Source organism: Stieleria neptunia (genome assembly GCF_007754155.1).
GTDB lineage: Bacteria > Planctomycetota > Planctomycetia > Pirellulales > Pirellulaceae > Stieleria > Stieleria neptunia.
Genome location: NZ_CP037423.1, coordinates 7,934,698 through 7,959,276, shown reverse-complemented (window position 1 = coordinate 7,959,276; position 24,579 = coordinate 7,934,698). Strand labels below are relative to the sequence as shown.

Below are 24,579 nucleotides of genomic sequence, written 5' to 3'. Positions count from 1 at the left end.
GGGCCCTGCTCGTCTTTGACAGACTCATTCGTCGGCATTCATGACCAAAGTTCTTGATCTTCGCGAAACCGACGACCCCAGCGACATCATCCACCGCACCGTCCAAGCGTTGACCGAAGGGCAGGTGGTGGCGTTTCCGACCGACACGGTGTATGGGGTGGCCGCACATGCGTTGGATGCCCAAGCGGTGGAGAAATTGATCGCGATCAAGGGGCGGGGCGAGGCACCGATGGCGATTTCGGTGCGGAGTCGTCAGGCGGCCGAAGATTTTTTCTGTGAAGCGTCCCCGGTCGCACGTCGGCTGAGCCACCGCTGTTGGCCCGGTCCGTTGACCCTGGTCACCCCCTGTGAAAACGACCACTCCGCGGTGCACCAGTTGCCCGCCTCGGTCCGCCGGCGGATCGCCGGACCCAGCGGGGGGGTCGGGTTTCGCGTCGTCGACCACCGAATTTTGCAGTCGATTCACCGATTTATGGCCGCCCCGTTGGTGCTGACGAGTGCCAATTTAACCGGGAAACCGACGCAAACGACCGCCGCCGGCGTCCTCGAGCAGCTCTCCGGCACGCTACCACTGCTGCTCGACGACGGCCCCACGCGTTATGGTGGGGCATCCACGGTGGTCCGGGTGATCGGAAAACGTTGGGAACTGTTGCGAGAAGGAGTGATCGAGCGAGCCGCCATGAATCAATTCGTCAAACCCGTTATTGTAATGGTATGCACCGGCAACACCTGTCGCAGCCCGATGGCGGAAACCCTGATGCGTGAACTACTGCGAAAAAAGATGGGTCGGGAAGATGCCGTCCGGGTGCTTTCGGCCGGCGTCGCCGCCTCGGCCGGTGGCAGCGCGAGCCCACAATCGATCGAGGTGATGGGAGAGCGTAAACTGGACTTAACCGGACACGCCAGCCAACCGCTTGGTGATGACATCATGAACGTCGCCGATCTCGTCTTGACGATGACCCGTTCGCACCGTGCGGCCATCTTGGCCGCGTGGCCCGACATGCACGATCGGGTGTTCACCTTGCGTCACGACGGCGGCGACATTTCCGATCCGATCGGGATGCCCGTCGATGCGTACCGACAGTGTGCCGACCAGATGGAAGGCGAGCTGGAAAAATGGTTCGAGCGTCTGGACGACGACTTTTTTCCCGAGGTCTCCGACGGAGATCAGGAGTCTGCGTAATGCGTATTTCACTCGGCAGCGATCATCGCGGCGTGCAGATCAAAGCACGCCTGATCCAATCCCTGACCGCCAACTCGTACGAGATCCTCGACGAAGGCACCTTCAACGACTCCTCGGTCGATTACCCGGACTTTGCCGAAGTGGTCGCCCGGCGCGTCAGCGACGGCCAGGCGGATCGAGGCATCCTGATCTGCGGCACCGGCATCGGCATGGCCATCACCGCCAACAAATTCGCCGGCGTCCGCGCGGCGCCCTGTTACGACGAAGTGATGGTCGAAATGAGCCGGCGGCACAACGATGTCAACGTGCTCTGTCTGCCCGGCGATCTGATCGGCGAACGTTCCATCGACGACCTGGTCCTTCGCTGGCTGCAAACCGAATTTGACGGCGGCCGCCACGCCGAACGGATCGCCAAGATCGAGAAGATCGAAAAGGAAAACGTAAACGGCCCCAATTGCCACAGCAACAACCGTGCGGCCGGTCACACGACCGCGGCGGATTCCCAGGCCTCATGATCGCCAACTGGACCGATCTGATCGGAAACCGCCACCTGGAACAGTGGTTCGGTAACTCGATCCGGCAACAACGCTTCGGCGGCAGTTTCCTGCTGGTCGGCCCGCCCGGTGTCGGCAAACGCAGCGTCGCCACGTTGCTGGCCCGGACGCTGTTGTGCAGCCGCAATCCGCCCGAGGCGATGCACCCCTGCGGAACCTGTGAAGCGTGCGTCCAAGTCGACGCCGAAACCCATCCCGATCTGATTCGCATTCGCAAACCGAAAGACAAAACGGTGATCCCCGTCGACCTGTTGATCGGTCGCCCGGAAGTACGGATGCAAGAAGGATTCTGCCGCGATGTCCGGCTGAGTCCGTATTGTGGACGCCGCAAAGTCGCGATCCTGGAAGACGCCGATTTTCTGAACGAAGAAGGCGCCAATTGCCTGCTCAAGACGCTCGAAGAACCGCCCTCGGATGCCGTCATCCTGCTGGTCGGCACCAGCGAACAGAAGCAATTGCCCACCATCCGTTCCCGCTGCCAAGTGATTCGGTTTGCGCCCTTAAACGCCGAAGAAGCGACACGGTTGATCCGCGACGTCCAGCAAATCCCCGCCGACCCGGCCGAAATCTCTCACGCGGTCGAGATCGCCGGCGGAGACGTTCCGGCGGCACTGCGTCTGCTCAGCGACGACTCAAGACGCTTTCGCGATGCCCTGATCGGCGCCCTGGCGAACCCCTTCCCCGATCCGATCGCGATCCGACGGATCGTCACGACACGAGTGGACGAAGCCGGGAAAGAAGCCCCGAAAAAACGCGCCGTGTTGCGCGACGTTTTTTCGATGGCCATCGGACACTATCGCAAGACGATGCGAGAAGAAGCCTTCGCCTCGGCCCCGCGACCGATCACCCTGGCGCGGCTGGATCGCAGCGTACGAGCACTCCGCGAACTCGAACGGATGGCCAATGTCTCCACCCTGGTCGATTGCTTCGCCGCCGACATCGCCGCCGGGCAAACGGGTGACCGGGGTGAAATCGGCTCCTAAAGCTCCATCATTGTTGCCGGGCTAAGCAAGGAAAAATAATACCCACTGATGGCAGCGCGAACCCACGGATGACAGAGTGCCAAAAATCCGTGGGTCCGCGCTGCCATCCGTGGGCTCACTGGTCACTTCATCGCTACGCAAGTTACAGCCCGAAAGTCAAAGCTGACAAAGCACTCGCATGACAGCCGAAGCCGTCACCGTGGAACTCTGGGCGGCCCGTCTGCCGGGCCCCTTCCGATTTGCCGAGCATTGCTGGCTGCTGATCCGTCGCGGCGACCAATGCGACCGCTGGGAAGTCTGGCAAGACGCGGATTTCGGCGGAGAAAGCTGGGGGCATCTGCATCGAAATCTGATGGCACCGACCGCCGGCATTCGCAACCACCCCGCGTACTTTCTGCATCGGTGGTGCGATCACGAAGCCGCTCGGATTGCGATTCGGACCGACGCGGCGCCCGATTCCTATCCGTGGTGCAGGACCTATCGCTACGTCCCCGGCCCCAACAGCAACACCTTCGTCCAGTGGTGCCTGGAAGACCGCTATCGACTTTCCTGGCGAAGCGTCGGAGCGGGGTACGCGCGACGGATGCGGAAAGATGGGTCAAAACAGGGGTGGGGCAAACAATGATCAGACTCCGGGAACGGTGTCCCTCAGCCGGCCCCAATCGTTTGACCACTCAATCTTTTGACCAGTTCTTCCCCTGGCACCGCACCGCCGCCTGACCGGTGCCGCCATCTCACTCCCCGTGAATGTAGCCTTGCGGCGAAAGTCTCAAGTACTTGCCTTCATGGATTCTCCACAGCCCGGTGCGTCCGACGATTTTTCCGATCGCGGTCAGCGGGGCCGGCAGGTCGGCCGCCAGCAGTTGTTCGGCGTCGGCCGGTGCGACGGTCAGCAACAGTTCGAAATCCTCGCCGTCGCTCCAGGCGTGTTGGAACGGCTCGCGGCCCGTCTTGGCGGACAGCTTGATCGCATCGGGGTGGATCGGGATCGCGTCGACATCCAGTTCGACGCCGTATCCGCTGCTGGCGCACATCCGGTCCAGGTCCAGGGACAGGCCGTCGCTGACATCGATCGCCGCGTGGACGGTGGCCTGTTTTCGAATCGCCGAGGCGAGTTCGATGCGCGGGGTCGGCCGCAGGTGCCGTCCTCCGATGCTGCCGCCAAAGCCGCCGCTGGCCAACACGACATCGCCTTCGACGGCACCGCTCCGCAACCAGGGATCGCCGTCGCTCACGTGGCCGAGCAAGGTGATGCTGATCGCCAGGGGGCCGTCATAGGTCGACAGATCTCCGCCGGCGATGGCGACGTCGAACTGCTTGGCCGCTTCGAGGATCCCTTCGTAAACCTCTCCGGCGATCTTCGTGGCGTTTTGTTTGGGCAGGGTGAGGGTGACCAGGGCGCTGGTCGGGATCGCTCCCATCGCGGCGATGTCACTCAAATTGATCGCCATCGCCTTAAAGCCGACGTCAGCCAGGTCGTGTTCGTCGATCGCAAAATCGACGCCGTCGATGATCTGGTCCGTGCAGACGATGGACGGCGAGGCGGGGGATTGGATCACGGCGGCGTCGTCACCGATCCCGACGGTGACCTGCGGCAACGACCGCGTGCGGCCTTTCAAATAAGCGAGAAAAGACTGTTCCATGATTTGATACTCTCCTGGGGTAGGCTTCCAGCCTGTCATTCCAGCGTCGACAGGCTGGAAGCCTATCCGACTTATTTTCCGCCCGTTGCTTAGCCGATGGAAAAACCACGATTGCGTTGCAGCGAATCTACCCACGTCACTTCGCAATCGTCGATCGAACCGGCCGGCCGCGACTCGATCCGGCGGATCAGTTCCTTTAACTGGCTCTTGGGCCCATCGGCGTCGACCAAGACGCTTCCGTCGGGCTGATTGCGAACGAAGCCATGGATATCCAGGCCGCTGGCGTGAAACAGCACCGTCGCTCGAAACCCGACGCCTTGAACGCGGCCACGGTAGCGTGCGATCAAACGAACGTTCATCGCAGCGCCGTATCGATCTCGTCGTCATCGACCGTATCGACCGGAGCGGTCGGCTCGGCGTCGGACGGGGTCTCTGGCTGGGTCTCCGGCGGTGGCTCGGGAGGCTGCGTCCGCTGGATCACCACCATGCACATGTCGTCAAACGGCGGGGCGTCACCGACGTGTTTCAGCACCGCCTCGACGACGCGGTCTTTAATCGCCCCGGCTTCGCTCTCCATTGCGGCGAGCTTGCGAATCGATTCGATCCCGAACTCGTTGTCCTCGGCGTCCATCGCTTCGTTGACGCCATCGGTGTACATCAACAGCACGTCACCGGGTTCCACCTCGACGCGGACCGCTTCGTATTCGATTCCGGCATAGATTGCGATCGGCAGCCCTGATTCTTCGCCGCCGGGTTCGGTGATTTCGCCGCTGCGGGCGTGCCGCCAAATCGGAGGCATGTGCCCGGCGTTGACGATCGTCACGTGGGGGCTGGCCGGATCGACGACGACCAGCAAGAACGTCGCGAATCGCTCGACGCCCAGCTCGCTCATGCGATCGTTCAATTTTTCGATCGCCCGGGCGACGTCCGGGTCACCGGCCAAGCAGAACCGCGTTTCGGCGGACAATTTGGCCATGTACATCGCCGCCGCCACGCCGTGTCCGACGACATCGGCGACCACGATTCCGATTTTCCCGTCGGACAACTGGATGTAGTCGAAGTAATCGCCTCCGATGTGATTGGCCGCCTGGTAATAGCTTTCCACGGCGTAGCCGGTCGCGTCGGGCGACCGCTGGGGCAAAAACGCCTTTTGGACATCCGTTGCCAGCTTCAGGTCTTGCTCGACCTCGCGTTGTTGCAATGCCCGTTCGTGCATCTGAGCGTTGGTGATCAGAATGCCCGCCTGGGCCGCAATGCCGGCCAACAGATCGATGTCCTCTTCGACGAACTGGCCACGCCCTTGGGTGGAATCGATTTGAATGGCCCCGAACCGATTGCCGTCGGAGTCGCCCAGCGGTGCACAGATCATGCTCTTGATCGAAAAGTCTGCGATCGATTCGCTGCTGTCGAATCGGCTGTCCTGCATGGCGTCAAACGACAGCAGGGCTTCACCGCTTGAGATCACGCGGCGAATGATGGTCCGGCTGATCCGCACCGTTTCGGTTTCGTCACGAGCCTGACGGGTTTTGATCCAGCGGGTCTGCAGCCCGCCGTCTTCGGTCTCCATCACGATGAAACCGCGGTCGGCCGAAGGAAAGATCGCGAACAGACTGTCCAGAATTCCCGGCAACACGCTGTCCAGCGAGAGCGTGTTGCTGAGGTTGCGGTTGATCTTCAGCAATGCCTCAAGCTTCGCCTCGGGCGTCGCTCTCATCTTCAGGCCTTCGCCCGATTTTTCGAACTCCACCTGCGGTGTGACGACGCGCGAGTTATCCGATTCGTCGTCGACCATCACGATTCCGAAACTGGAACCGCTGAACGTCAATTCCGAAGCCCCGCCGGCCGCGAATTCGGGATAGCTATCGCCGTGGAAGATCAGTTCGATATCGCTGATCCGGATCCGGTCGCCCTCCCGCAGCACCTGGCCGCCGGAGAGCAGCTGGCCGTTCAGGAAGGTGCCGTTGCGGCTGCCTTGATCGAACACCGTGTACTGGCCGTTCTGGCGAACGACCTTGGCATGGAATCGGCTGACGGCGCCGGCATCGACCACGATATGGCAATCGGGATGGCGTCCGATCGAAGTCTCTTCCTCGGCCAGTTCAAAACGTTCCGGCCCGCCGCTGATCGCGCCAGCGGCGGAGTCCACGCCTGTACCGAGTGCACTACTTCCGACACTAGTTGACAAAAACGCCATCGATCCGTTGGCCCCTCAAAAGGTTGCCGGTGCTCGTAGAACCAGGTCCGAATCAATCCTTGTCTTGATCGGACGAACCCGGCAGCGGCGACTCGGGGACGCTGTTGTCCTCGTACTTCGCTTCCGGAATTTCCGAATCGGCTTTCGTTCCGAAGACGCTGTGCGACACCGGATAGGAGTCCTTGGTCGGATCATCCATCTCAGCCGAAACCTCTTCTTCGGTAACCTTGGCGTTCTCGACGACCAATTCGATCACCTTTCGCTCGACGATTTGATTGCGCAGTGCATCCATCTGTCCGGTCTTTTCCAGCCGCGCCCGGGTGGCTCGCAGACTTTGTCCGGACTGCTGCGAAATCAACATGATTTCGTTTTCGAATTCCTGCGGCTCGGCGTCGATCGACTGCTCTTCGGCGATCTGCTCGAGCACAAAGTGCTCACGCAACGCCGTCTCGGTCGACGCACGGGCGTTCTGCTGCAGTGCATTGACGATCCCGCGGATCGTCGTGTCGTCGAATCCGTTGCGACGCATTTCCAACACGCGTCGTTGCAGCTCGCGATTGGTTTGACGACGCACCAGGTCTTCGGGCAAATCAAACGTGACCGACTCGGCCAACAGGTTGGTCACCTTTTGGCGAACGGCTTGTTGGGTGCGGTATTCGGCTTGACGAACCAGCGAATCTTTGACGAATTCGCGAAGCTCTTCTTCGGATTCAAAGTCGCCGAGTTCTTCGAGCACGTCGCTGGTCAGTTCGACGTTTTCGAGTTTCTGAACTTCCACCAGTTCGACTTCGGCCGTGATCGTGCGGGCGTCGTCGGCATCGCCGTCCGACTCACCCAGCTTGACCGCCGTGGTCACGGTATCGCCTTCCTTCTTGCCGGCGACATCGGCGCCGAAGGATTCGCAGACGGCGTCACTGAGCGACAGTGCCTGCGCCAACGTGATGTTTTCTTCTTCCATCGTCGAAATGACTTCGTCGCCTTCTTTGAAGCGAATCGTGACGACCAGCTTGTCGCCCAGTTCAGCCGGTTCGTCGGTCGCTTCAAAGGAAGCCCGGTCATTGAGCACCCGCTGCAACGCCGCGCTGACCGCGTCGTCGTCGATGTTTTCGACCGGCTTGGTCAGCTCCAGCCCTTTCCAGTTGGGAGTCTCAAACTCGGGACGCACTTCGATCGAGAATTGGAACGAGAAGGGGCCTTCGCCGGGATCGGGGATCGAGTTGTAGTCGAAGTCCGGCTCGCTGATCGCCGAAAAGTCTTGGCTTTCGGTGACCTGCGAAAGGCTGTCCATCAACAACTTGCCTTTGACCTGCTCGACCACTCGGTCTTTGAACTGTTTTTCCACCAGACGGCGCGGTGCACGCCCGCTGCGGAAACCTGGCACCTGAGCCTCCGGCACCAATTCATCATACGCGTCCTTCAGGTAGCGTTTGACTTCGGACTCGGGAACAGTCACGACAACATCGCGGACACACGCCTGCGGGGAGCTGACCTGGACCTCCAGTTGGAGTGGGGTCGCTTCTTCGGCGTTTTCGGGGGAATCTATGGACGTGGACATCCTGTAACGCACCTTGGACGGGAACGGGGTGAACAAAATTAGTGTGTCTGCCGCAAAGCGTTTTTTCGCAGCAGCGAAATGCTCTGTTTGCTGGAGAAGCCCGTAATCTATCGCGGTCGAGTCAAAATCGGCAAGTCGCCGCCGCGATTTTACGCTGCTTCCGGCCATTCTCGCACAATCGTCAGGATTTCTGAAAACAATCTGCCTCAAGTTTCCCCGAGGGCTTGCCGATTCTCACAATCTGTTGATAATCTCCCCGCACTGACAGAAATGACGCGGCTGTAGCTCAGTTGGCAGAGCATCACGTTGCCAACGTGATTGTCGTGGGTTCGAATCCCATCAGCCGCTCTCAAATGCGAAAAAGGCACCCCGGTTCCGCCGAGGGTGCCTTTTTTCGTGTCTGCACTGCGACGCCAGCCGGAAGGAGGGCGCCAGCCGGAAGGAGGGCCTCGGTCGATACGGGCCGTGGGCCGTGGGCGACCGTGTTTTTCGGCAGCCATTTCTCAGGTAGCCGTGGGCGAAGGGGGGGGGGCGAGATTGCAAATTGCAAATTGAATATTGGGTATTGCGAATTCTAGGAGAGTCGCGGCGGAACCCGCTCTCGCGGCCCAGTGCAGAAAGTCGCAGATTCACAGATCGCGCTTCGCGCCTGCCAGCACTGCGCCGGCCGGGGCGAAGCCTCGCCACTGGTCGACACAAGGGAGGCCAGTTGCCCTTTTGCAATGTTCATTTTGCAATTTGCAATTTACCACCACGGCCAACCGGCGCCGCCTCGCTATTCTCGCCTGCCAACGCTGCGCCGGCCGGGGCGAAGCCTCGCCACTGGTCGGCACAAGGGAGGCCAATTGCCATTTTGCAATGTTCATTTTGCAATTTGCAATTCGCCACCACGGCCAATCGGCGCCGCCTCGCTATCCTCGCCTGGCGGCGCTGCGCCGGCCGGGGCGAAGCCTCGCCACTGGTCGGCACAAGGGAGGCCAATTGCCCTTTTGCAATGTTCATTTTGCAATTTGCAATTTGCCACCACGGCCAACCGGCGCCGCCTCGCTATTCTCGCCTGCCAACGCTGCGCCGGCCGGGGCGAAGCCTCGCCACTGGTCGGCATGAGGGAGGCCAATTGCCCTTTTGCAATGTTCATTTTGCAATTCGCAATTTGCCACCACGGCCAACCGGCGCCGCCTCGCTATCCTCGCCTGCCAACGCTGCGCCGGCCGGGGCGAAGCCTCGCCACTGGTCGGCACAAGGGAGGCCAATTGCCATTTTGCAATGTTCATTTTGCAATTTGCAATTTGCCACCACGGCCAACCGGCGCCGCCTCGCTATCCTCGCCTGCCAACGCTGCGCCGGCCGGGGCGAAGCCTCGCCACTGGTCGGCACAAGGGAGGCCAATTGCCATTTTGCAATGTTCATTTTGCAATTTGCAATTCGCCACCACGGCCAACCGGCGCCGCCTCGCTATTCTCGCCTGCCAACGCTGCGCCGGCCGGGGCGAAGCCTCGCCACTGGTCGGCATGAGGGAGGCCAATTGCCATTTTGCAATGTTCATTTTGCAATTTGCAATTTACCACCACGGCCAACCGGCGCCGCCTCGCTATTCTCGCCTGCCAACGCTGCGCCGGCCGGGGCGAAGCCTCGCCACTGGTCGGCACAAGGGAGGCCAATTGCCATTTTGCAATGTTCATTTTGCAATTCGCAATTTGCCACCACCGCCTATCAGCGCCGCCTCCCTGCTCGGCATCGGCCCCCTGCTCGGCAGCCGCGATCGTTAAAGATCCGCCTTCTCGTTTCCCTGCTCGTCGTAGCGGTTGAAGGCAAAGTAGGCAAAGGGCACGGGCAAACAGGGGATCAGCAGATAGAAAAACCTCCCGACCGTGACCGCCAGGACAATTGTCAGTGCCAAGAAGCCGATCCAAACCCACCAAGTGTCACGCCAGAGCCCGCCGAGCTGATTCACGATACAAATACTCCATCTGATTTTAGTTTCGCCGTTTCCCCACCGATCTATCCGATCTGCACCGAGAGCAGGCTGTCATATATCTGATAGCGGCCCGCCAGATGCGTGTCGACGTGGCAAATCGCCCAAGGCGGCGGTTTTGGGTCGTACCGGCAGCCTCGCCAGACCCCGTGAAATCCCACCGCAACCAATTTGAAGAAACTTTTCATTAGTTTTTGCGAAGAGCCGTTGACGCTCACCAGAGCCGCCCCTACATTCTCGCCCTCCCGTGAGACGAACGTCGCTCGGGAAACACCTCGCCGACCGGCCAGGTGTCACCGTCCATTGTTTCGCCACTCATTTTTACTGGAAGCGTACTGTGTCAGCCGGAGCCAACGAAGTCATTCGGATCCGTATGGAAGCATACGATCACTCCGTGCTCGATCAGAGTGCCCAGGAGATTGTGGATACGGTCAAGCGAACGCACAGCGAAGTCCACGGGCCGATCCCGTTGCCGACTCGCATCGAGCGCTACACCGTTCTTTCAAGCCCGTTTGTGAACAAGAAGGCTCGTCAGCAGTACGAGATTCGAACCCATAAACGCTTGATCGACATCGTTCAGGCAACTGCCAAGACGATCGAAGCACTGAACAAACTGAGTCTGCCCGCCGGGGTGGATATCAAAATCAAAGCTTCGGCTCGATAGCACGGACGTCGCTCGTTGCGACGTTTCGCCCTTGCCTCACCGCCTGGCGCGGTGCGGGTCGATGCCCCAAAGTTTTTTTAGGTCCGGTATTCCGCATGAACGGATATCGCTCCCGATAACCCTAGCTGCCAGTCGCCTGTCGCAGGCGATGCAAGCTTCCGGTTCGGGGCGAGAAGTTCAACACCCAGATACGAGCGATAAATGACCGCGGCGAAAGCCGGGGTGCTAGAGCTATGTCACCATCAATACTTGGTCGCAAAATCGGAATGACTCAGGTCTACGAAGAGGACGGTACCGTCGTCCCCGTGACCGTGGTTCAGGCCGGCCCGTGCAATGTGCTCCAGATTCGCTCTGCTGATCGCGACGGCTATAGTGCTGTCCAACTGGGTTTTGAAGACAAGCCGCGACGACTCGCCAGTCGGGCGGAGCGTGGTCACGTGGCCAAGCTTGATAGCAAGCGGTCCAAGAAACGTGCCGACGCCGGCGTCGAGTTGATTGAAAAGGCCGGTTGTGAGCCGCAGCGATTCGTTCGCGAATTCCGCGGCGAAACCGACTTGTCGGTCGGTGGCACCGTTACGGTCGAGTCTTTTGAGGGTGTGAAACGCGTCGATGTGACCGGCACCAGCAAGGGCCGCGGGTTTTCCGGTGTCATGAAGCGGCACAATTTCTCCGGCCAGCGTGCCACGCACGGCGTGAAGAAAGTGCACCGCCACGCCGGTGGTACCGGTTGCAGTGCATCGCCGAGCCGTCTGTTTAAGGGTATTCGCATGGCGGGCCAGTATGGAAACGCCAAAATCACGACGCGGAACCTGGAGTTGGTGCGAATCGTCGCCGAAGACAATTTGTTGTTGATCCGCGGTGCCGTCCCCGGGCCGAACGGTGGCCTGGTGACGATCCGTCAAACGAACAAGGTGGGTTAGTCCCGATGGCAACACTCTCAATCGTCAACGAGTCCGGCGAAGAAGTCGGAACCTACGAAATTGATTCTGCCGCGATCGCGGACCGGATCAGTAAGCAGTTGCTTCACGACGCAGTGGTGATGTACCAGGCGAATAATCGCCAGGGGTCGCACAACACGCGGACGCGTGGCGAAGTCAGCGGTACCAACAAAAAGATGTACCGCCAAAAGGGCACGGGCCACGCCCGGGCCGGTTCCAAGCGGACCAACGTTCGCCGCGGCGGTGGTGTCGCACGCACGATCAAGCCGCGTGACTACAGTTACCGGTTGCCCAAGAAAGCGTTGCGGCGCGCCACTCGTATGGCGATTCGCAGCAAAATCGATGACGGCGAGATGCTGGTCATCGATCAGCTCAACTATGACGCTCCGAAGACATCGAAGCTGGCGACGACGCTGAAGAAACTCGGCCTCGGAGCGACCAAGACGCTGATCGCGACTGCGGACGTTGATGCCGCGGTGTACAAGAGCGGCCGAAACATTCCCGGGGTCGACGTCCAGCCGGTTCGCCAGTTGAACGCACTCTCGGTGCTTCGGCCCCAGCGAATGCTGGTCACCAAGGCGGCGTTGGACAAGATCAAAGATGGCTCGTTTGCCGACGGGCAGGCCGTTTAGGTCCGACCGCACCCCCATACTAATACAAGAAGAATTTGAGCGATGGCAAGAATTCAACCACCTGCCCAGCCGGAAACGAAGATCAAGCTCGAGCCGCACCAGATCCTGTTGCGTCCGCTCGTGACTGAAAAAGGCGTTCACCGCGCGACACGGCATAACGAATACGCATTCGAAGTGCACCGCATGGCCACCAAGCCTGAGATCAAGTCGGCTGTTGAAAAGCTGTTTGATGTCAAGGTCGAAAAGGTTTGCACGCAGAACCGCAAAGGCAAGTTTCGCCGCACACGCAACGGTCTCGGGCGGACGTCCGACTGGCGACGGGCGATCGTTCACTTGCACGAAGATTCCAAGATCGACTTCTTCTAGGCCGTCAATCGCCTTTTGAGAAGTTGTTCAGCCACTCGCCCCACCCGGGTCGGGCGTTCAGAAACCAGTTATTTCCTAACAGCCAGATAGAACTCAGCGATGGGAATTCGCATCTACAAGCCGACCAGCCCCGGTCGCCGAAATGCATCGGTCAGCGATTTCGCTGAACTGACGCCCGGCTACACCGTGGAAAAGTCGCTGCTGAAGCCGAAACGAAAGACCGGTGGTCGCAACAACCAAGGCAAGATCACTGCCCGGCATCGCGGCGGCGGTCACAAGCAGATGTACCGCTTGATCGACTTCCGTCGTGTCAAGGACGGCGTGGCGGCGACGGTCGATTCGGTTCAGTACGATCCCAATCGGTCGGCTCGAATCGCATTGCTGAAGTACGCCGACGGTCAAAAGACCTACGTCGTGGCTCCCTCGGGACTGAAGGCCGGCGACAAGCTGCTCAACGGACCGGAAGCCCCTCCGACACTGGGTAATTGCCTGCCGCTGAAGAACATTCCGCTGGGCACCACGGTGTGCTGCATCGAAATGCGAATCGGTGGCGGTGCCGTGCTGTGCCGATCGGCCGGGACGGGTGCCACGCTGATGGCCCGCGAAGCGGATTGGGCGCAATTGCAACTTCCCAGTGGTGAAGTGCGGCGTGTCCCCAGTCGTTGCCGGGCAACGATCGGGCAGGTCGGCAATAGCGAGCACATGAACGTGGTCCTGGGTAAAGCCGGCCGAGCTCGATGGCTCGGGCGTCGCCCCCACGTGCGTGGAACCGCGATGAACCCGATCGATCACCCGCACGGTGGTGGTGAAGGCCGAACCAAGGGCGGTCGTCACCCGGTCAGCCCGCAGGGCAAGAGTGCCAAGGGTGGAGCCACGCGCCAGAAACGTAAACCAAGTAACAGCTCGATCGTTCGTCGTCGCAAGAGCAAGCGATACGGTCAGTTGAAACTGCACAAGTAATCAGGTAGCTGAAGAACGATGAGCCGCAGTAGCAAAAAAGGTCCCTACGTCGACCCGAAGCTGTACTTCAAGGTGCAGAAGCAGGCCGAGGAAGGCAAAAAGACGCCGATTAAGACTTGGGCTCGTGCCTGCACGATCGTTCCCGAGTTCATCAATCTGACGTTCATGGTCCACAACGGACGGGCACACATTCCCGTCCAAGTGACCGAAGACATGGTGGGTCACAAGTTGGGCGAATTCGCTCCGACTCGGACGTTCAAGGGTCACGGCGGCAAAAAGAAATAGGTCGATACGATGTCAACATTTGTAGCAAGCCATCGCAACGCTCGGATCAGTGCACAGAAAGTGCGTCTGGTTGCCGACCTGGTGCGTGGCCAATATGCCGACGAAGCGCTCGATACGCTCAAGTATCAGCCGCAACGCGGTGCCCGCATGCTGGAAAAAGTGATCCGCAGTGCCGTTGCCAACGCACTCGATCCGGACCAGACCGGCGGCAGCCCGCACCGGATCGACGAACTGGTTTTGACCGATGTGCGAGTCGACGGCGGGGCGATGTTCCGGCGGATGCGCCCCAAGGCGCGTGGCAGTGCCCACATCATCAAAAAACGCAGCAGCCACATCAGCGTCAAAGTGACGCCGATCGACGAAATTTAAGCCCCTCGGAAACAGCACAAGCAAAGAGTCGTAAACGATGGGACAGAAAGTCAATCCAATCGCGTTTCGAACCGGTGTCACCCGCGGCTGGTGCAGTCGATGGTACGCGTCGAAACAAGATTTTGCGGACCTGTTGGTCGAAGATCGCAAGCTGCGAAACTTCATCACCAACCACCCCAAAAAGAACCAATACAAGAACGCCGGAATCGATCGCATCGAGATCGAACGAACGCGTGACGAAGTGCGAGTGATGATGTACGTCGCTCGGCCCGGTTTGATCATCGGCAAGAAAGGCCAAGAGATCGAAATCCTGCAAGCCGAATTGCAGAACTTGATCGGCCGCCGCATCAATTTGAAGGTCGAAGAGGTCGGGCGCCCCGAGTTGCAAGCTCAACTGGTGGCCGAAGACATCGCACAGCAGTTGCAGAAGCGATCGAGTTTCCGGCGGACGATGAAGCGATCGCTCGAGCAGACGATGGACGCCGGTGCCAAGGGCATCAAGATCCAGCTGGCCGGACGATTGGGCGGAGCCGAGATGGCACGCCGTGAAAAACAAAGCATGGGCTCGATTCCGTTGAGCACGTTGCAAGCGAAGATTGATTACGGAACGACTGAAGCGATGACGCCACAGGGGCACATCGGAATTCAGGTCTGGATTAACCAAGGTACTTACGGAGACGACAACGATGGCGCTGATGCCCAAACGGGTCAAGCATCGAAAAAGCCAAAGAGGGCGCATAAAAGGTAGTGCGACTCGTGGCAACACGGTCGTCTTTGGTGATTACGGGATCCAATCCTTGGAACCCGGTTGGATCAAGGCGACGACGATCGAGGCCGGACGGATTGCAGCTCAGCAGTACGTCCGCGGCGAAGGAAAGCTGTACATCCGAATCTTCCCGGACAAGTCCGTCACCAGCACCCCGCTGGAAACACGGATGGGTAAGGGTAAGGGTGAACCGGATTTCTGGGCCGCGGTCGTCAAGCCGGGGACCGTCCTTTACGAACTCGGCGGTGTGACCGAACAGCAAGCCAAGGTTTGTTTCGCCCGATTGGCGAGCAAGCTGCCGGTGAAAGTACGATTCGTCGAGCGACGGTCGTTCTAACTAGGGAATCAGAGAATGGCTCTGATTCGATTGAGACAATGAGTAGCCGACGGGCGGCAGACGCCCACGGACCCGACCTCCACTTTTGTTTACCGAAGGCCTGGTCATGACCAGCAACAGCGAACTGAGAGAGATGAGCGACGAACAGCTCGAAGCGACCGCGGCCGAAGCGGCTGCCGACTTGTTTCGACTGCGTTTTCAGTCTCAGTCGGAGCGTTTGAACACGCCCAGCGACATCCGCAAGAACCGACGTTTGATCGCTCGCGTCAAGACGATTCAGACCGAGCGAAGCAAAGCAGCCAACAACACCCCAGCCGAAGCGTAGCACCATGCCAAAACGCGTAGTTTCGGGCATCGTCACCAGCGACAAGATGAATAAGACGCGCCGCGTCGAAATCAACCGTCTGGTGAAGCACCCCAAGTACAAAAAATACATCAGCCGTCGAACGGTTTGCCACGTCCATGACGAGTCAAACGAGTCGGGCGTCGGTGACCGCGTCGAGATCATCGAATCCGAACCGCTGAGCAAGTTGAAACGCTGGCGTCTGGTTCGAGTGATCGAGAAGAGCACCGAAGTGGACTTGGTCGCCTTGCGTGCCGCACGTAAGGAAGCTGAACAAGCAGAGGCTGCGTCGGCCGGATCCGAGAGCGAAAGCGAATAATTTTTCAGTTGAATAACCAGCCATGATCCAACAAGAAACCCGTCTCGATGTTGCCGACAACACCGGTGCTCGTCAGGTGATGTGCATCAAGGTGCTCGGCGGCAGCCGACGCCGATTCGCCCGCGTGGGCGACGTCATCATCTGCAGCGTCAAAAGCGTGATCCCGGGCAGCGAGATCAAGAAGAAGGCGATCGTGCGAGCGGTCATCGTTCGGACGAAAACCCCGACCCGCCGCAACGATGGCAGCTACATCAAATTCGACAGCAATGCTGTGGTCCTGATCGATAAAGACAAAGCGCCTCGCGGCACGCGGATTTTCGGTGCGGTCGCCCGGGAACTGCGTGAGCAGAGCTTCATGAAGATCGTCAGCCTGGCCAACGAAGTGGTCTAACCATCCAAGCAGCCGGAGTCGCAGACTCCGAGTCTCGAAACAAATCACATTGGGTGCCCCGTCGCCCAGTCCATGCAGAGTATTCCAGTCATGTTGCTCAAAGTAGAAGACGAAGTGCTAGTGATCGCCGGCGGTGACAAGGGTCATCGCGGGAAGGTGCTGGTCGTCGATCGCAAGAAAAACAAAGTTGTCGTCGAAGGCGCCGGCTTGGTGCGGAAACACGTTCGGAAAAGCCAGAAGAACCCGCAAGGGGGCCGTCTGAGCAAAGAGATGCCGATTCACGCCAGCAACGTGATGGTCATCGATCCGACGACGAACGAGCCGACACGGGTCGGAGTCCGCTACCTGGACGACGGCACCAAGGAACGATTTGCAAAGAAAAGCGGTGCAAGCCTGGGAAAAATCTCCCCGCCCCGTGACAGCTATAAGAAGGCGTGAACCGAACCATGGCAGATAAACCAAGACTCCAAACGGCCTACGAAGATTCCATCCGCTCCCAGTTGGTGGAACGCTTCGGCTACAAGAACCCGCACCAAGTTCCGCGTCTGGAAAAGATCACGCTGAACATGGGTGTCGGACAAGCCATCGGGGACAAGAAAATCCTCGACCTGGCGTACGATGCAATGACCCAGATCGCCGGTCAAAAACCGGTGATGACGGTCGCCCGAAAATCGATCGCGAACTTTCGCTTGCGTGAAGGCATGCCGATCGGATGCATGGTGACCCTGCGTCGACAACACATGTATGAATTCCTGGACCGGATGGTCTCGATCGTGCTGCCCCGAGTCCGCGACTTTCGCGGAATCAGCCGCAAAGCGTTCGACCGCCGTGGGAACTATACGATGGGGCTGACCGAGCAATTGGTCTTTCCCGAACTGAACCCTGACAAGTTTACCCGCCCGCAGGGCATGAACATCACGTACGTGACGTCGGCCAAGACCGATGATGAAGCACGAGCGTTGTTGGAATTGTTCGGCATGCCGTTCAAAGCGGCACCGGGAAAAAGCGACGCTGCGTGAGCGACGTTTTAACAGTCACTTTATTTTGCGAACCGTTTCACAGCTGCAACCCCAAGACAGCCAGTGGCAAGTAAATCAAAAATCGCCAAGGCAAATCGGAAGCCGAAGTTCAGTACCCGGCGCGAGAACCGGTGCAAGTTCTGTGGTCGACCTCGTTCGGTCTACCGCAAGTTCGGTTTGTGCCGAATCTGTTTCCGCGAGAATGCGAACTTGGGTTTGATCCCCGGTGTTCGTAAGGCCAGTTGGTAAAGCAACGGAGCGACGAAAAGCCATGATGACAGACCCGATTGCCGATATGTTGACCCGAATCCGCAACGCCGTTCGCGTAGAACGTGCCTTTGTGGACATCCCTTCCAGCCGCGTAAAGCGGGGGATTGCCGACGTGCTGAAGCGCGAAGGTTTCATCTGGGATTGGGCGGAGGTCGAAGAAAGCCCCGTCAACGTGCTTCGCCTGGAACTGAAATACGGTTCCAACGGCGAACGCGTGATCCAAACCATTCGCCGAATGAGCAAACCCGGACGCCGTTTGTACGCTCACTGCAAGGACCTGAAACCGGTCTTGGGCGGGCTGGGCATCACGATCATCAGCACCAGCAAGGGTGTGATCAGTGACCGTGAAGCTCGGCGAGAAAAGATCGGCGGCGAAATCCTTTGCGAAGTCGCCTAACACCCGTACAAATAACGTTTTCAGCAAGTGATCTGAAATGAGTCGTATCGGAAAAAAACCAGTCCAGATCCCCAGCGGTGTCACCGTCGGCGTTGCCGATCGTGTCGTCACCGTCGAGGGTGCCAAGGGCAAGCTGACCTTTACCCATCGTCCCGAGATCTCGGTCAACGTCGAAGGTGATGCCGTCAACTGCTCGCGCAGCGGTGAAGACCGAACCAGTCGAGAGTTGCACGGGTTGACCCGCGCGATCATCGGCAACATGGTCGAAGGCGTCAGCAACGGCTACGAAAAGAAACTTGAGATCGTCGGCGTGGGATACCTCGCCAGCATCTCCGGCGATACGCTGCAACTGCGTGTCGGCTACGCTAACGAGCTGCACCGCAAGATCCCCAGCGATCTGACCGTGACCTGCCCCGACCAGACGCACGTCGTCGTCCAGGGCTGTGACAAGCAAAAGGTCACCCAGTTCGCCGCCGAAATCCGATCGCTTCGCAAGCCCGAACCCTACAAGGGCAAGGGGATTCGCTACCAAGGCGAACAAGTTAAGATCAAACCCGGTAAGTCGGCGACCAAGTAAACCCGTCAGACCCGTTTCAAATAACGAAAAGAATCGGCCGCGATACAGGACGGCACTTCCATGGACAAAAACAAGAAACTCGGACAACGACGCGTTCGTCGACGCAACCACGTGCGGAACGTGCTCCGCGGTTCCGCGGACCGGCCCCGCCTGTGCGTGCAACGCACGCTCAAGCACTTTTCCGTTCAACTGGTCGATGATTCCAGCGGACGGACCTTGGCCAGTGCCAGCACGCGAGACAAAGCGCTCCGCGAATCGGTCAAGGTTGGTGGCAACTGTGAAGGTGCCGCCGAAGTCGGCAAGGCCATCGCTGCCAAGGCGGAAGCCGCCGGGATCAAGGAAGTCAAACTGGATCGCGGGCACAACAAATATCACGGACGCGTCAAAGCGTTCGCAGACGCCGCCCGTGAAAGCGGGCTCGTGCTTTAAACCAAAAGCAGAGATTACGAAAACCAATTCAACTTGCCGTACCCCGAAAGGGCGGCTAACCGAGGGTCGGAACAATTAGTAGCGGAAGTAACCAGAATCGTCGTCGTGGCGGAAAGCAAGCGGAAGAGTCGAAAGATGACGGCTTGCTCGATCGCGTGGTGAAGATCAAACGCTGTGCAGCTGTGGTCAAGGGCGGTCGTCGCTTCAGCTTTGCCGCCATGGTCGTCGTCGGTGACGGCCAGGGGAAAGTCGGATGGGGTTACGGAAAGGCCAATGAAGTGCCCCCGAGCGTCCAGAAAGCAACCAAACAAGCCACCCGTGACATGGTCAAGGTGCCGCTGGTCGAAGGCAGCATCCCCCACCAAGTCTGGGGCAGTTTCGGTGCCGCAAAGGTCACGTTGATCCCCGCCGGGGCTGGTACCGGGATCATCGCCGGCCAGGCCGTGCGTGCGGTTTGCGAAGCCTGCGGCATCCACGACATTTTGACAAAGTCCTACGGCACCAATAACCCGGTCACGCTGGTCAAAGCCACCGTCGAAGCCCTCAAGCAACTGCGGACGCGTGAAGAAACCGCCGCACTGCGTGGGCTGACCGTCGAAGAACTGTCGTCCTAAAAAATACAAACAAGATTGACGCGTCCGGAACGAATGAAGCCGCGACGCAACTTGCAACATTGCTTACCTGGGTTTCGTTATGAACCTGAATGATGTCCATCGCGGAATTCAAAAGAACCGCAAACGTAAACGTATCGGGCGTGGTCCCGGCAGCGGCACCGGCAAAACGTCCGCCCGCGGTCACAAGGGTCACAAGAGCCGTAGCGGGTACAGCCGTAAACCCAGCTTCCAAGGCGGGGCGATGCCGATGTTCCGTCGCGTCCCCAAACGCGGGTTCAACAACCGTTGGGCGACGACCGTGTTTGCGGTCAACGTCGGCAAGCTGAACGATCACTTCGACGACGGTGCCGAAGTCACGTTGGAAGCGATGGCCGCCAAAGACGTCGCCAAGGGGACCTTCGACGAAGTCAAGATCCTCGGCGACGGCGAATTGACCAAGAAGCTGACCGTGTCGGCGCACCGGTTCAGCAAGTCGGCCGAAGAGAAAATCACCGCCGCCGGCGGGACCGTCAACAAGCTGGCTCCCAAACGGACCCCCGACGAACGCGTCGCGGCCCTGAAGCAAGCCTGATCGTCGGATCGCTCGGCCGGCGAGCGAACACTCGCTTGAGACAACGAGCCACCGAATGAATTTTTCAGAACGTCAGTCGCCCCCGCGGACTGGCGTTTTGTTTTGAACGGGCGTTGCCCTCGCCATGGATCGCCAAAACCACTAAATTTCCGCAGGCGGCACAAATTCGGCCGATCGCCAGAGTTGCCGCGTCCCAATCAACGAAAGACGGATCGAGCGAATGCTTGAAAAACTGCGAATCATGTTCACCATCCCCGAGTTGAGGAAGAAAATCTTCCTGACCCTGGGATTGCTGGCCATTTATCGGATCGGTTTCCACATCCCGCTGCCAATGGTGGACAACGCCCCGACGGATTCGGCCGGCGGTGGTGCGGCCGATTTCTTGGAAAAAGTCAGCTTGTTTGCCGCCAGTGATCTTCGTCAATTGACGATCTTCGGCCTCGGCATCATGCCCTACATTTCCGCCTCGATCATCCTGCAGTTGCTCGGAACGACCGTTCCCGCACTGGCGGAATTGAAAAAGGAAGGCCAGGCGGGGCAGAAAAAGATCAACGAATACACACGCTATCTGACCGTCGGCATCTGTCTGGTGCAGAGCTGGATCTATGTCTCGGTCATGCTGTCCGCCAGTGGACCCGGCGGCGGCAACATCAACGCCAACTTCTTGAACGAAGCCGGCACGGGGCTGTACATGCCCTGGCAGTTCGTGGCCGTCGCGGTGATGACCTGCGGCAGTGTGTTCCTGATGTGGCTGGGCGAACAAATCGACGAACACGGGATCGGCAACGGCATCAGTCTGTTGATCATGGCCGGGATTCTGGCCCAGATGCCCAAAGCCCTGTACGAATTGATTCGCAACATGGAAACCCAGTTGACCGGGCTGAGCCGCGGTCAGGTCGGGATCGAGACGTTGATCTTGCTGTTTGTGCTGTTCATCGGCGTGGTCGTCGGGGTGGTCTTCATCACCCTGGGCCAGCGTAAAATCCCGACCCAATCGGCGAAATTCACCCGCGGCCGCAAGGTCTACGGTGGAACCCGACAACACCTGCCGCTGCGGATCAATCAGGCCGGCGTGATGCCGATCATTTTTGCCAGCAGCTTGTTGATGATCCCCGGCGTGTTCTTCGGCTTGATGGCCGGTGCATTTGAAACCGGCGGCGCGATCTTCAAGGGATTGAACCTGGTCAGTCTGACGATGCAGGACCAGGCGTCGTATTTCTTCAACCTGCTGTACGTCGCGTTGATCTTCTTCTTCTGTTACTTCTGGACCGCGATCACGTTCAACCCGAAAGAGATTTCGGACAACCTGCGGGACAGCGGGACGTTCATTCCCGGCTATCGGCCCGGAAAACGGACGACCGACTACTTGGAAAAAGTCATGGTCCGGATCACGTACGTCGGTGCAGGGTTCCTGTCCATCGTCGCGATCGTCCCGACGATTGTTTATGGCTCGCTCGGTGTGCCCTATTCGATTGCCGGATTCTACGGCGGGACGGGGTTGTTGATCGCGGTCAGCGTCGCCTTTGACCTGGTCCAGAAAATCGATAGCCACCTGGTGATGCGAAACTACCGCGGCCTGTTGGAAGGCGCCGGCGGTGGCGTCAGCCCGGTCGTCTAATCAAATCGTGGCGTAAGCATCCTGCTTGCGAATCCAAACAAACTTCGCAAGCTAGAAGCTTACGCCGCCCTCCTCGCTCGAAGCGATCAAACCAGTGCGTCTCGTCTTTATCGGTCCACCGGGTGCGGGCAAGGGCACGCAGTGCAGACGGCTCAGTGGCGAGTTTCAGATCCCGCACATCTCTTCGGGTGACATGCTGCGGGCCAGCCGGGATGATTCAAGGATCGGTAAGCTGATCGCCGGTTACATCGACGGCGGCAACCTGGCCCCCGATGACTTGATGATGCAGTTCATCATCGATCGGCTCCGACAACCCGATTGCGAAAACGGGTACCTGCTGGACGGATTTCCCCGCACGGTCAATCAGGCCGAGATGCTGACCGGATTCTTGACCGAGCGTGATCAACGGCTCGATTCGGTGGTCAATTTGATGGTGGACGAAAACGCGCTGGTGGAACGCTTGCTCGCCCGGGCGGAATCGGAAGGACGCGCCGACGACACCCCGGAAACGATTCAGACCCGGTTGAAGGTGTTTCGAAACCGAACCGAACCGGTGTTGAAGTATTACCGCCAGCGGGGCATCGTGATCGACGTCAACGCCGCCGGAACACCGGACGACGTGTTCGCAGTCGTCCGCGATGCGCTCGGCTAAGGTTGGTGTCCAGGCTTTAGCCCGGATATTGCATCCGCTGAGTGGTTGACTGTGATTTTGGACTGAGTTACGGCGGCGTTGCCTATTATGGCCGATTTTCGCTGCAATTGATTGGCTTTGGGCAGAGGCCCCCCACCCCCAGAGGACAAAATTGTCGCTGGGTGATGAATCGCGATGCGATGGGGGTAGCTAGTCGCTACGACAAAGACGCGTCAGCACCTGATTGAACAGCGGTTCCCAGGGGCAGTGGCTGCAGAGATGAAAGATCACACGACGGCAAGTCACACGCACGCGTGCTGCAATTTTCAATAGACGCAATCGAATTGTGTCCACGCGTAGACGACTATGTTTCGTTCCACTCAGGCCCAGGCGACGCACCCCATCGAGTAGAACGTAAGCAAATGATGAAAGCATCACGCGGAACTGATTGGCAATAAAACGGGTGCAACTGGTGCGATCAGCGAACAGGCAAAGCTGTTGTTCTTTGATCCGATTCTCCATCTCGCCACGCATGCAGTAGTGCTCTCGATAAAACTTCTCCGGGTCAAAGGCGACAGAACACCATGTTCCTGGAGTCTTAACTTGCAACGGTTGCCTTTTGCCGTTGACCATCGGTCGATGGTAGGTCGTGTCGACAATGCCATCACTTGAGAAACGGTTTGTTACGACGAAGCGAGGATTGGGGCCTTTGCCAGTGTACTCTGCTTTGCCGACCACCCAGCGATGGCGGTCCCAAGTCCTGCCGGTGCGATAGCGAAACCATTTGAAGCAGGCTTGTTTCCCACCCCGGTGTGATCGAAGGATTCTTGCCCGTGTCATTTCGCAAGCAATTTCCTTGACTAAAACCTTATTCTTGGGCAAACCAAAGATGTAGTGGACATCGTTTTTGTCGCACCAACGCATCAGGCGTTCGATCGCAAAGCCTCCGTCACCACGAAGGGTAATTTTGACCTGAGGCCATCGTTTGCGGATCCTTGCGACGAGTAATTTTGTGATCCCGCGTGCGTGGTGTGCATCACCGAGATTGGCCGCACGAAGATAAGAGACGAGAAGTTGGTCGCCGCAAAATACGTACAGCGGTTGGAAGCAGTAACTGTCGTAGTAGGCATTGAAAGCCCTTCTTTCTTGCTCGCCGTGTACCTTGTCGTCCGTTGCGTCTAGATCGAGCGTGATTTCACCAGGCGGGGTGTCGAAGCTGTCAAGGAAAATATCAACGAGGATCTTGCTGAGCTCGAAGAGTTCTTTTTTGCCGATTCGATTTTCAAATCGCGAATGCGTCGAGGGACTTGCCAGAGTGGGATCTTCATCGTCGTCCGCCCCGGCATTGATTCGAGGGGTCCGTCCGGCGGCGACTTGAAAGGCGGCATCGTTGCGAAGATGCTGTTGATCGTTTGCATCTTCGTATCCTGCAGCGATCGCAAAGATTCGACTGATGAGGATTTCCGCTTGCGAATGCTTGGTGTGAAACGGATCACGTGGGTCGTCGATGGCTTGGTCAATCCGCTCGATCAAATTGAGCTTTTTGTCGACTTCACGAAGCAGGACGAGGCCTCCGTCGGAGGTGAGCGATCCGCCGTTGAAATCCACCTCAACGGCCTGCCTGCGGAGGCGTTTCAATGCGGGACGTTTTCGATTACGCTTTGTCATTGCCGAAAGCCTTGGTTTCGTGTTCTGTGAAGTGTCGTAACTCCAATAGATACACGAACTAAGGCTTTCGCGCTATAGGGGGAATCGTATCAGCGGATGCAATATCCGGGTTAGAGACCGTCCAGCTTAGGGCGATCGCTTTTCTGACGTACGATGGCCCTTCCGGGCCGTCGCCCGTGGGGCTCTGCGCGACGACCTAGAAAGGACGTCGTACACCCCTCCGCCGACCACCTCTGGCGTTTGCTTGCTGCGCAATCGCCGTCTCTCCCAGAGGGAGAGAATCTAAATCGGTTGCCAATATCCTGCGGTAAAAGAATCGACGTCCGAA

At 58.8% G+C, this 24,579-nt stretch carries 34 protein-coding genes and 1 tRNA gene; 27 read left to right on the top strand and 8 right to left on the bottom strand.

Going from position 1 to position 24,579, the window contains the following annotated elements:
* Nucleotides 1-40 precede the first annotated feature (40 nt).
* The 4 genes from Enr13x_RS27780 (at nucleotide 41) to Enr13x_RS27765 (ending at nucleotide 3,345) form a co-directional block, all read left to right on the top strand.
* Nucleotides 41-1,183 (top strand): L-threonylcarbamoyladenylate synthase, encoded by a 1,143-nt coding sequence (locus Enr13x_RS27780; RefSeq protein ID WP_145390137.1) that lies wholly within the window; start codon nucleotides 41-43, stop codon nucleotides 1,181-1,183.
* On the top strand, nucleotides 1,183-1,698 hold the full coding sequence (gene rpiB, locus Enr13x_RS27775; protein WP_145390136.1) for a ribose 5-phosphate isomerase B: 516 nt from the start codon (nucleotides 1,183-1,185) through the stop codon (nucleotides 1,696-1,698). The genes Enr13x_RS27780 and rpiB overlap by 1 nt, the downstream gene beginning before the upstream one ends.
* Complete coding sequence (locus tag Enr13x_RS27770; RefSeq protein WP_145390135.1) at nucleotides 1,695-2,720, top strand: DNA polymerase III subunit; 1,026 nt, start codon at nucleotides 1,695-1,697, stop codon at nucleotides 2,718-2,720. Before rpiB ends, Enr13x_RS27770 begins: the two co-directional genes overlap by 4 nt.
* A 178-nt stretch (nucleotides 2,721-2,898) precedes the next feature.
* Nucleotides 2,899-3,345, top strand: a complete 447-nt coding sequence (locus Enr13x_RS27765; RefSeq protein WP_145390134.1) for a DUF3750 domain-containing protein — start codon at nucleotides 2,899-2,901, stop codon at nucleotides 3,343-3,345.
* A 109-nt stretch (nucleotides 3,346-3,454) separates the two neighbouring features.
* On the opposite strand, the gene Enr13x_RS27760 is transcribed toward Enr13x_RS27765, so the two are convergent.
* From Enr13x_RS27760 to tig, 4 genes are all read right to left on the bottom strand, one after another.
* Nucleotides 3,455-4,363, bottom strand: a complete 909-nt coding sequence (locus tag Enr13x_RS27760; RefSeq protein WP_145390133.1) for a thiamine-phosphate kinase — start codon at nucleotides 4,361-4,363, stop codon at nucleotides 3,455-3,457.
* A gap of 89 nt (nucleotides 4,364-4,452) precedes the next feature.
* On the bottom strand, nucleotides 4,453-4,722 hold the full coding sequence (locus Enr13x_RS27755) for an acylphosphatase (protein WP_145390132.1): 270 nt from the start codon (nucleotides 4,720-4,722) through the stop codon (nucleotides 4,453-4,455).
* On the bottom strand, nucleotides 4,719-6,509 hold the full coding sequence (locus tag Enr13x_RS27750; protein ID WP_315856927.1) for a SpoIIE family protein phosphatase: 1,791 nt from the start codon (nucleotides 6,507-6,509) through the stop codon (nucleotides 4,719-4,721). Before Enr13x_RS27750 ends, Enr13x_RS27755 begins: the two co-directional genes overlap by 4 nt.
* Nucleotides 6,510-6,609: 100 nt before the next feature.
* Nucleotides 6,610-8,112 carry a trigger factor gene (gene tig, locus Enr13x_RS27745; RefSeq protein WP_145390130.1) on the bottom strand — a complete coding sequence of 501 codons (1,503 nt, stop codon included), beginning with the start codon at nucleotides 8,110-8,112 and terminating at the stop codon, nucleotides 6,610-6,612.
* A gap of 275 nt (nucleotides 8,113-8,387) precedes the next feature.
* Here tig and Enr13x_RS27740 point away from each other — a divergent pair.
* Nucleotides 8,388-8,460, top strand: a tRNA-Gly gene (locus Enr13x_RS27740).
* A 378-nt stretch (nucleotides 8,461-8,838) separates the two neighbouring features.
* On the opposite strand, the gene Enr13x_RS38315 is transcribed toward Enr13x_RS27740, so the two are convergent.
* The 3 genes from Enr13x_RS38315 to Enr13x_RS27730 all read right to left on the bottom strand — a co-directional run bounded on the left by Enr13x_RS38315 (nucleotide 8,839) and on the right by Enr13x_RS27730 (nucleotide 10,066).
* Entirely contained in the window at nucleotides 8,839-9,114 is a 276-nt protein-coding gene (locus Enr13x_RS38315; RefSeq protein ID WP_197455396.1) for a hypothetical protein, read from the bottom strand.
* Between the two features lie 404 nt (nucleotides 9,115-9,518).
* On the bottom strand, nucleotides 9,519-9,794 hold the full coding sequence (locus Enr13x_RS27735; RefSeq protein WP_145390129.1) for a hypothetical protein: 276 nt from the start codon (nucleotides 9,792-9,794) through the stop codon (nucleotides 9,519-9,521).
* An 83-nt stretch (nucleotides 9,795-9,877) separates the two neighbouring features.
* The gene (locus Enr13x_RS27730; protein ID WP_145390128.1) at nucleotides 9,878-10,066 is read right to left on the bottom strand and encodes a hypothetical protein; all 189 of its coding nucleotides are present in this window, start codon (nucleotides 10,064-10,066) and stop codon (nucleotides 9,878-9,880) included.
* A 358-nt stretch (nucleotides 10,067-10,424) separates the two neighbouring features.
* On the opposite strand from Enr13x_RS27730, the gene rpsJ reads away from it, so the two are divergent.
* From rpsJ to Enr13x_RS27620, 22 genes are all read left to right on the top strand, one after another.
* Entirely contained in the window at nucleotides 10,425-10,751 is a 327-nt protein-coding gene (gene rpsJ / locus Enr13x_RS27725) for a 30S ribosomal protein S10 (protein WP_095738333.1), read from the top strand.
* Between the two features lie 266 nt (nucleotides 10,752-11,017).
* Nucleotides 11,018-11,671, top strand: coding sequence for a 50S ribosomal protein L3 (rplC, locus tag Enr13x_RS27720; RefSeq protein WP_231743820.1), 654 nt, complete (start codon nucleotides 11,018-11,020; stop codon nucleotides 11,669-11,671).
* A 5-nt stretch (nucleotides 11,672-11,676) separates the two neighbouring features.
* On the top strand, nucleotides 11,677-12,321 hold the full coding sequence (rplD, locus tag Enr13x_RS27715) for a 50S ribosomal protein L4 (RefSeq protein ID WP_145390126.1): 645 nt from the start codon (nucleotides 11,677-11,679) through the stop codon (nucleotides 12,319-12,321).
* Between the two features lie 42 nt (nucleotides 12,322-12,363).
* Nucleotides 12,364-12,687, top strand: a complete 324-nt coding sequence (gene rplW, locus Enr13x_RS27710) for a 50S ribosomal protein L23 (protein WP_145390125.1) — start codon at nucleotides 12,364-12,366, stop codon at nucleotides 12,685-12,687.
* Nucleotides 12,688-12,786: 99 nt separating this feature from the next.
* Entirely contained in the window at nucleotides 12,787-13,647 is an 861-nt protein-coding gene (rplB, locus tag Enr13x_RS27705) for a 50S ribosomal protein L2 (RefSeq protein WP_145390124.1), read from the top strand.
* Nucleotides 13,648-13,665: 18 nt separating this feature from the next.
* The gene (rpsS, locus tag Enr13x_RS27700) at nucleotides 13,666-13,932 is read left to right on the top strand and encodes a 30S ribosomal protein S19 (RefSeq protein WP_095738328.1); all 267 of its coding nucleotides are present in this window, start codon (nucleotides 13,666-13,668) and stop codon (nucleotides 13,930-13,932) included.
* A 9-nt stretch (nucleotides 13,933-13,941) separates the two neighbouring features.
* The gene (rplV, locus tag Enr13x_RS27695; RefSeq protein ID WP_095738327.1) at nucleotides 13,942-14,301 is read left to right on the top strand and encodes a 50S ribosomal protein L22; all 360 of its coding nucleotides are present in this window, start codon (nucleotides 13,942-13,944) and stop codon (nucleotides 14,299-14,301) included.
* Nucleotides 14,302-14,338: 37 nt separating this feature from the next.
* Nucleotides 14,339-15,049: a 30S ribosomal protein S3 gene (rpsC, locus tag Enr13x_RS27690; protein WP_145390123.1), complete on the top strand. Its 711-nt coding sequence runs from the start codon at nucleotides 14,339-14,341 to the stop codon at nucleotides 15,047-15,049.
* Nucleotides 14,988-15,404 (top strand): 50S ribosomal protein L16, encoded by a 417-nt coding sequence (gene rplP, locus Enr13x_RS27685; protein ID WP_095738325.1) that lies wholly within the window; start codon nucleotides 14,988-14,990, stop codon nucleotides 15,402-15,404. The genes rpsC and rplP overlap by 62 nt, the downstream gene beginning before the upstream one ends.
* Before the next feature lie 106 nt (nucleotides 15,405-15,510).
* On the top strand, nucleotides 15,511-15,729 hold the full coding sequence (gene rpmC / locus Enr13x_RS27680; protein ID WP_095738324.1) for a 50S ribosomal protein L29: 219 nt from the start codon (nucleotides 15,511-15,513) through the stop codon (nucleotides 15,727-15,729).
* A gap of 4 nt (nucleotides 15,730-15,733) precedes the next feature.
* Nucleotides 15,734-16,066, top strand: coding sequence for a 30S ribosomal protein S17 (rpsQ, locus tag Enr13x_RS27675; RefSeq protein ID WP_145390122.1), 333 nt, complete (start codon nucleotides 15,734-15,736; stop codon nucleotides 16,064-16,066).
* A 22-nt stretch (nucleotides 16,067-16,088) separates the two neighbouring features.
* Nucleotides 16,089-16,457 (top strand): 50S ribosomal protein L14, encoded by a 369-nt coding sequence (rplN, locus tag Enr13x_RS27670; RefSeq protein ID WP_095738322.1) that lies wholly within the window; start codon nucleotides 16,089-16,091, stop codon nucleotides 16,455-16,457.
* 90 nt (nucleotides 16,458-16,547) lie between these two features.
* Complete coding sequence (gene rplX / locus Enr13x_RS27665) at nucleotides 16,548-16,895, top strand: 50S ribosomal protein L24 (protein WP_145392722.1); 348 nt, start codon at nucleotides 16,548-16,550, stop codon at nucleotides 16,893-16,895.
* An 8-nt stretch (nucleotides 16,896-16,903) separates the two neighbouring features.
* Complete coding sequence (rplE, locus tag Enr13x_RS27660; RefSeq protein WP_145390121.1) at nucleotides 16,904-17,476, top strand: 50S ribosomal protein L5; 573 nt, start codon at nucleotides 16,904-16,906, stop codon at nucleotides 17,474-17,476.
* Between the two features lie 63 nt (nucleotides 17,477-17,539).
* Nucleotides 17,540-17,725 carry a type Z 30S ribosomal protein S14 gene (locus Enr13x_RS27655; RefSeq protein WP_095738320.1) on the top strand — a complete coding sequence of 62 codons (186 nt, stop codon included), beginning with the start codon at nucleotides 17,540-17,542 and terminating at the stop codon, nucleotides 17,723-17,725.
* Between the two features lie 22 nt (nucleotides 17,726-17,747).
* Nucleotides 17,748-18,143 carry a 30S ribosomal protein S8 gene (gene rpsH / locus Enr13x_RS27650; RefSeq protein ID WP_095738319.1) on the top strand — a complete coding sequence of 132 codons (396 nt, stop codon included), beginning with the start codon at nucleotides 17,748-17,750 and terminating at the stop codon, nucleotides 18,141-18,143.
* 37 nt (nucleotides 18,144-18,180) lie between these two features.
* The gene (gene rplF / locus Enr13x_RS27645) at nucleotides 18,181-18,720 is read left to right on the top strand and encodes a 50S ribosomal protein L6 (RefSeq protein ID WP_145390120.1); all 540 of its coding nucleotides are present in this window, start codon (nucleotides 18,181-18,183) and stop codon (nucleotides 18,718-18,720) included.
* 60 nt (nucleotides 18,721-18,780) lie between these two features.
* Nucleotides 18,781-19,149 (top strand): 50S ribosomal protein L18, encoded by a 369-nt coding sequence (gene rplR, locus Enr13x_RS27640; RefSeq protein WP_145390119.1) that lies wholly within the window; start codon nucleotides 18,781-18,783, stop codon nucleotides 19,147-19,149.
* 143 nt (nucleotides 19,150-19,292) lie between these two features.
* Nucleotides 19,293-19,763, top strand: a complete 471-nt coding sequence (rpsE, locus tag Enr13x_RS27635) for a 30S ribosomal protein S5 (protein ID WP_197455395.1) — start codon at nucleotides 19,293-19,295, stop codon at nucleotides 19,761-19,763.
* 79 nt (nucleotides 19,764-19,842) lie between these two features.
* A complete protein-coding gene (gene rplO, locus Enr13x_RS27630) occupies nucleotides 19,843-20,334 on the top strand; it encodes a 50S ribosomal protein L15 (RefSeq protein WP_145390118.1) in 492 nt (163 codons plus the stop codon).
* A gap of 220 nt (nucleotides 20,335-20,554) precedes the next feature.
* Nucleotides 20,555-21,952, top strand: coding sequence for a preprotein translocase subunit SecY (gene secY / locus Enr13x_RS27625; protein ID WP_145390117.1), 1,398 nt, complete (start codon nucleotides 20,555-20,557; stop codon nucleotides 21,950-21,952).
* Between the two features lie 94 nt (nucleotides 21,953-22,046).
* Nucleotides 22,047-22,604, top strand: coding sequence for an adenylate kinase (locus tag Enr13x_RS27620; RefSeq protein WP_145390116.1), 558 nt, complete (start codon nucleotides 22,047-22,049; stop codon nucleotides 22,602-22,604).
* Between the two features lie 189 nt (nucleotides 22,605-22,793).
* On the opposite strand, the gene Enr13x_RS27615 is transcribed toward Enr13x_RS27620, so the two are convergent.
* Nucleotides 22,794-24,251 (bottom strand): IS1380 family transposase, encoded by a 1,458-nt coding sequence (locus Enr13x_RS27615; protein ID WP_145384429.1) that lies wholly within the window; start codon nucleotides 24,249-24,251, stop codon nucleotides 22,794-22,796.
* Nucleotides 24,252-24,579: the final 328 nt, after the last annotated feature.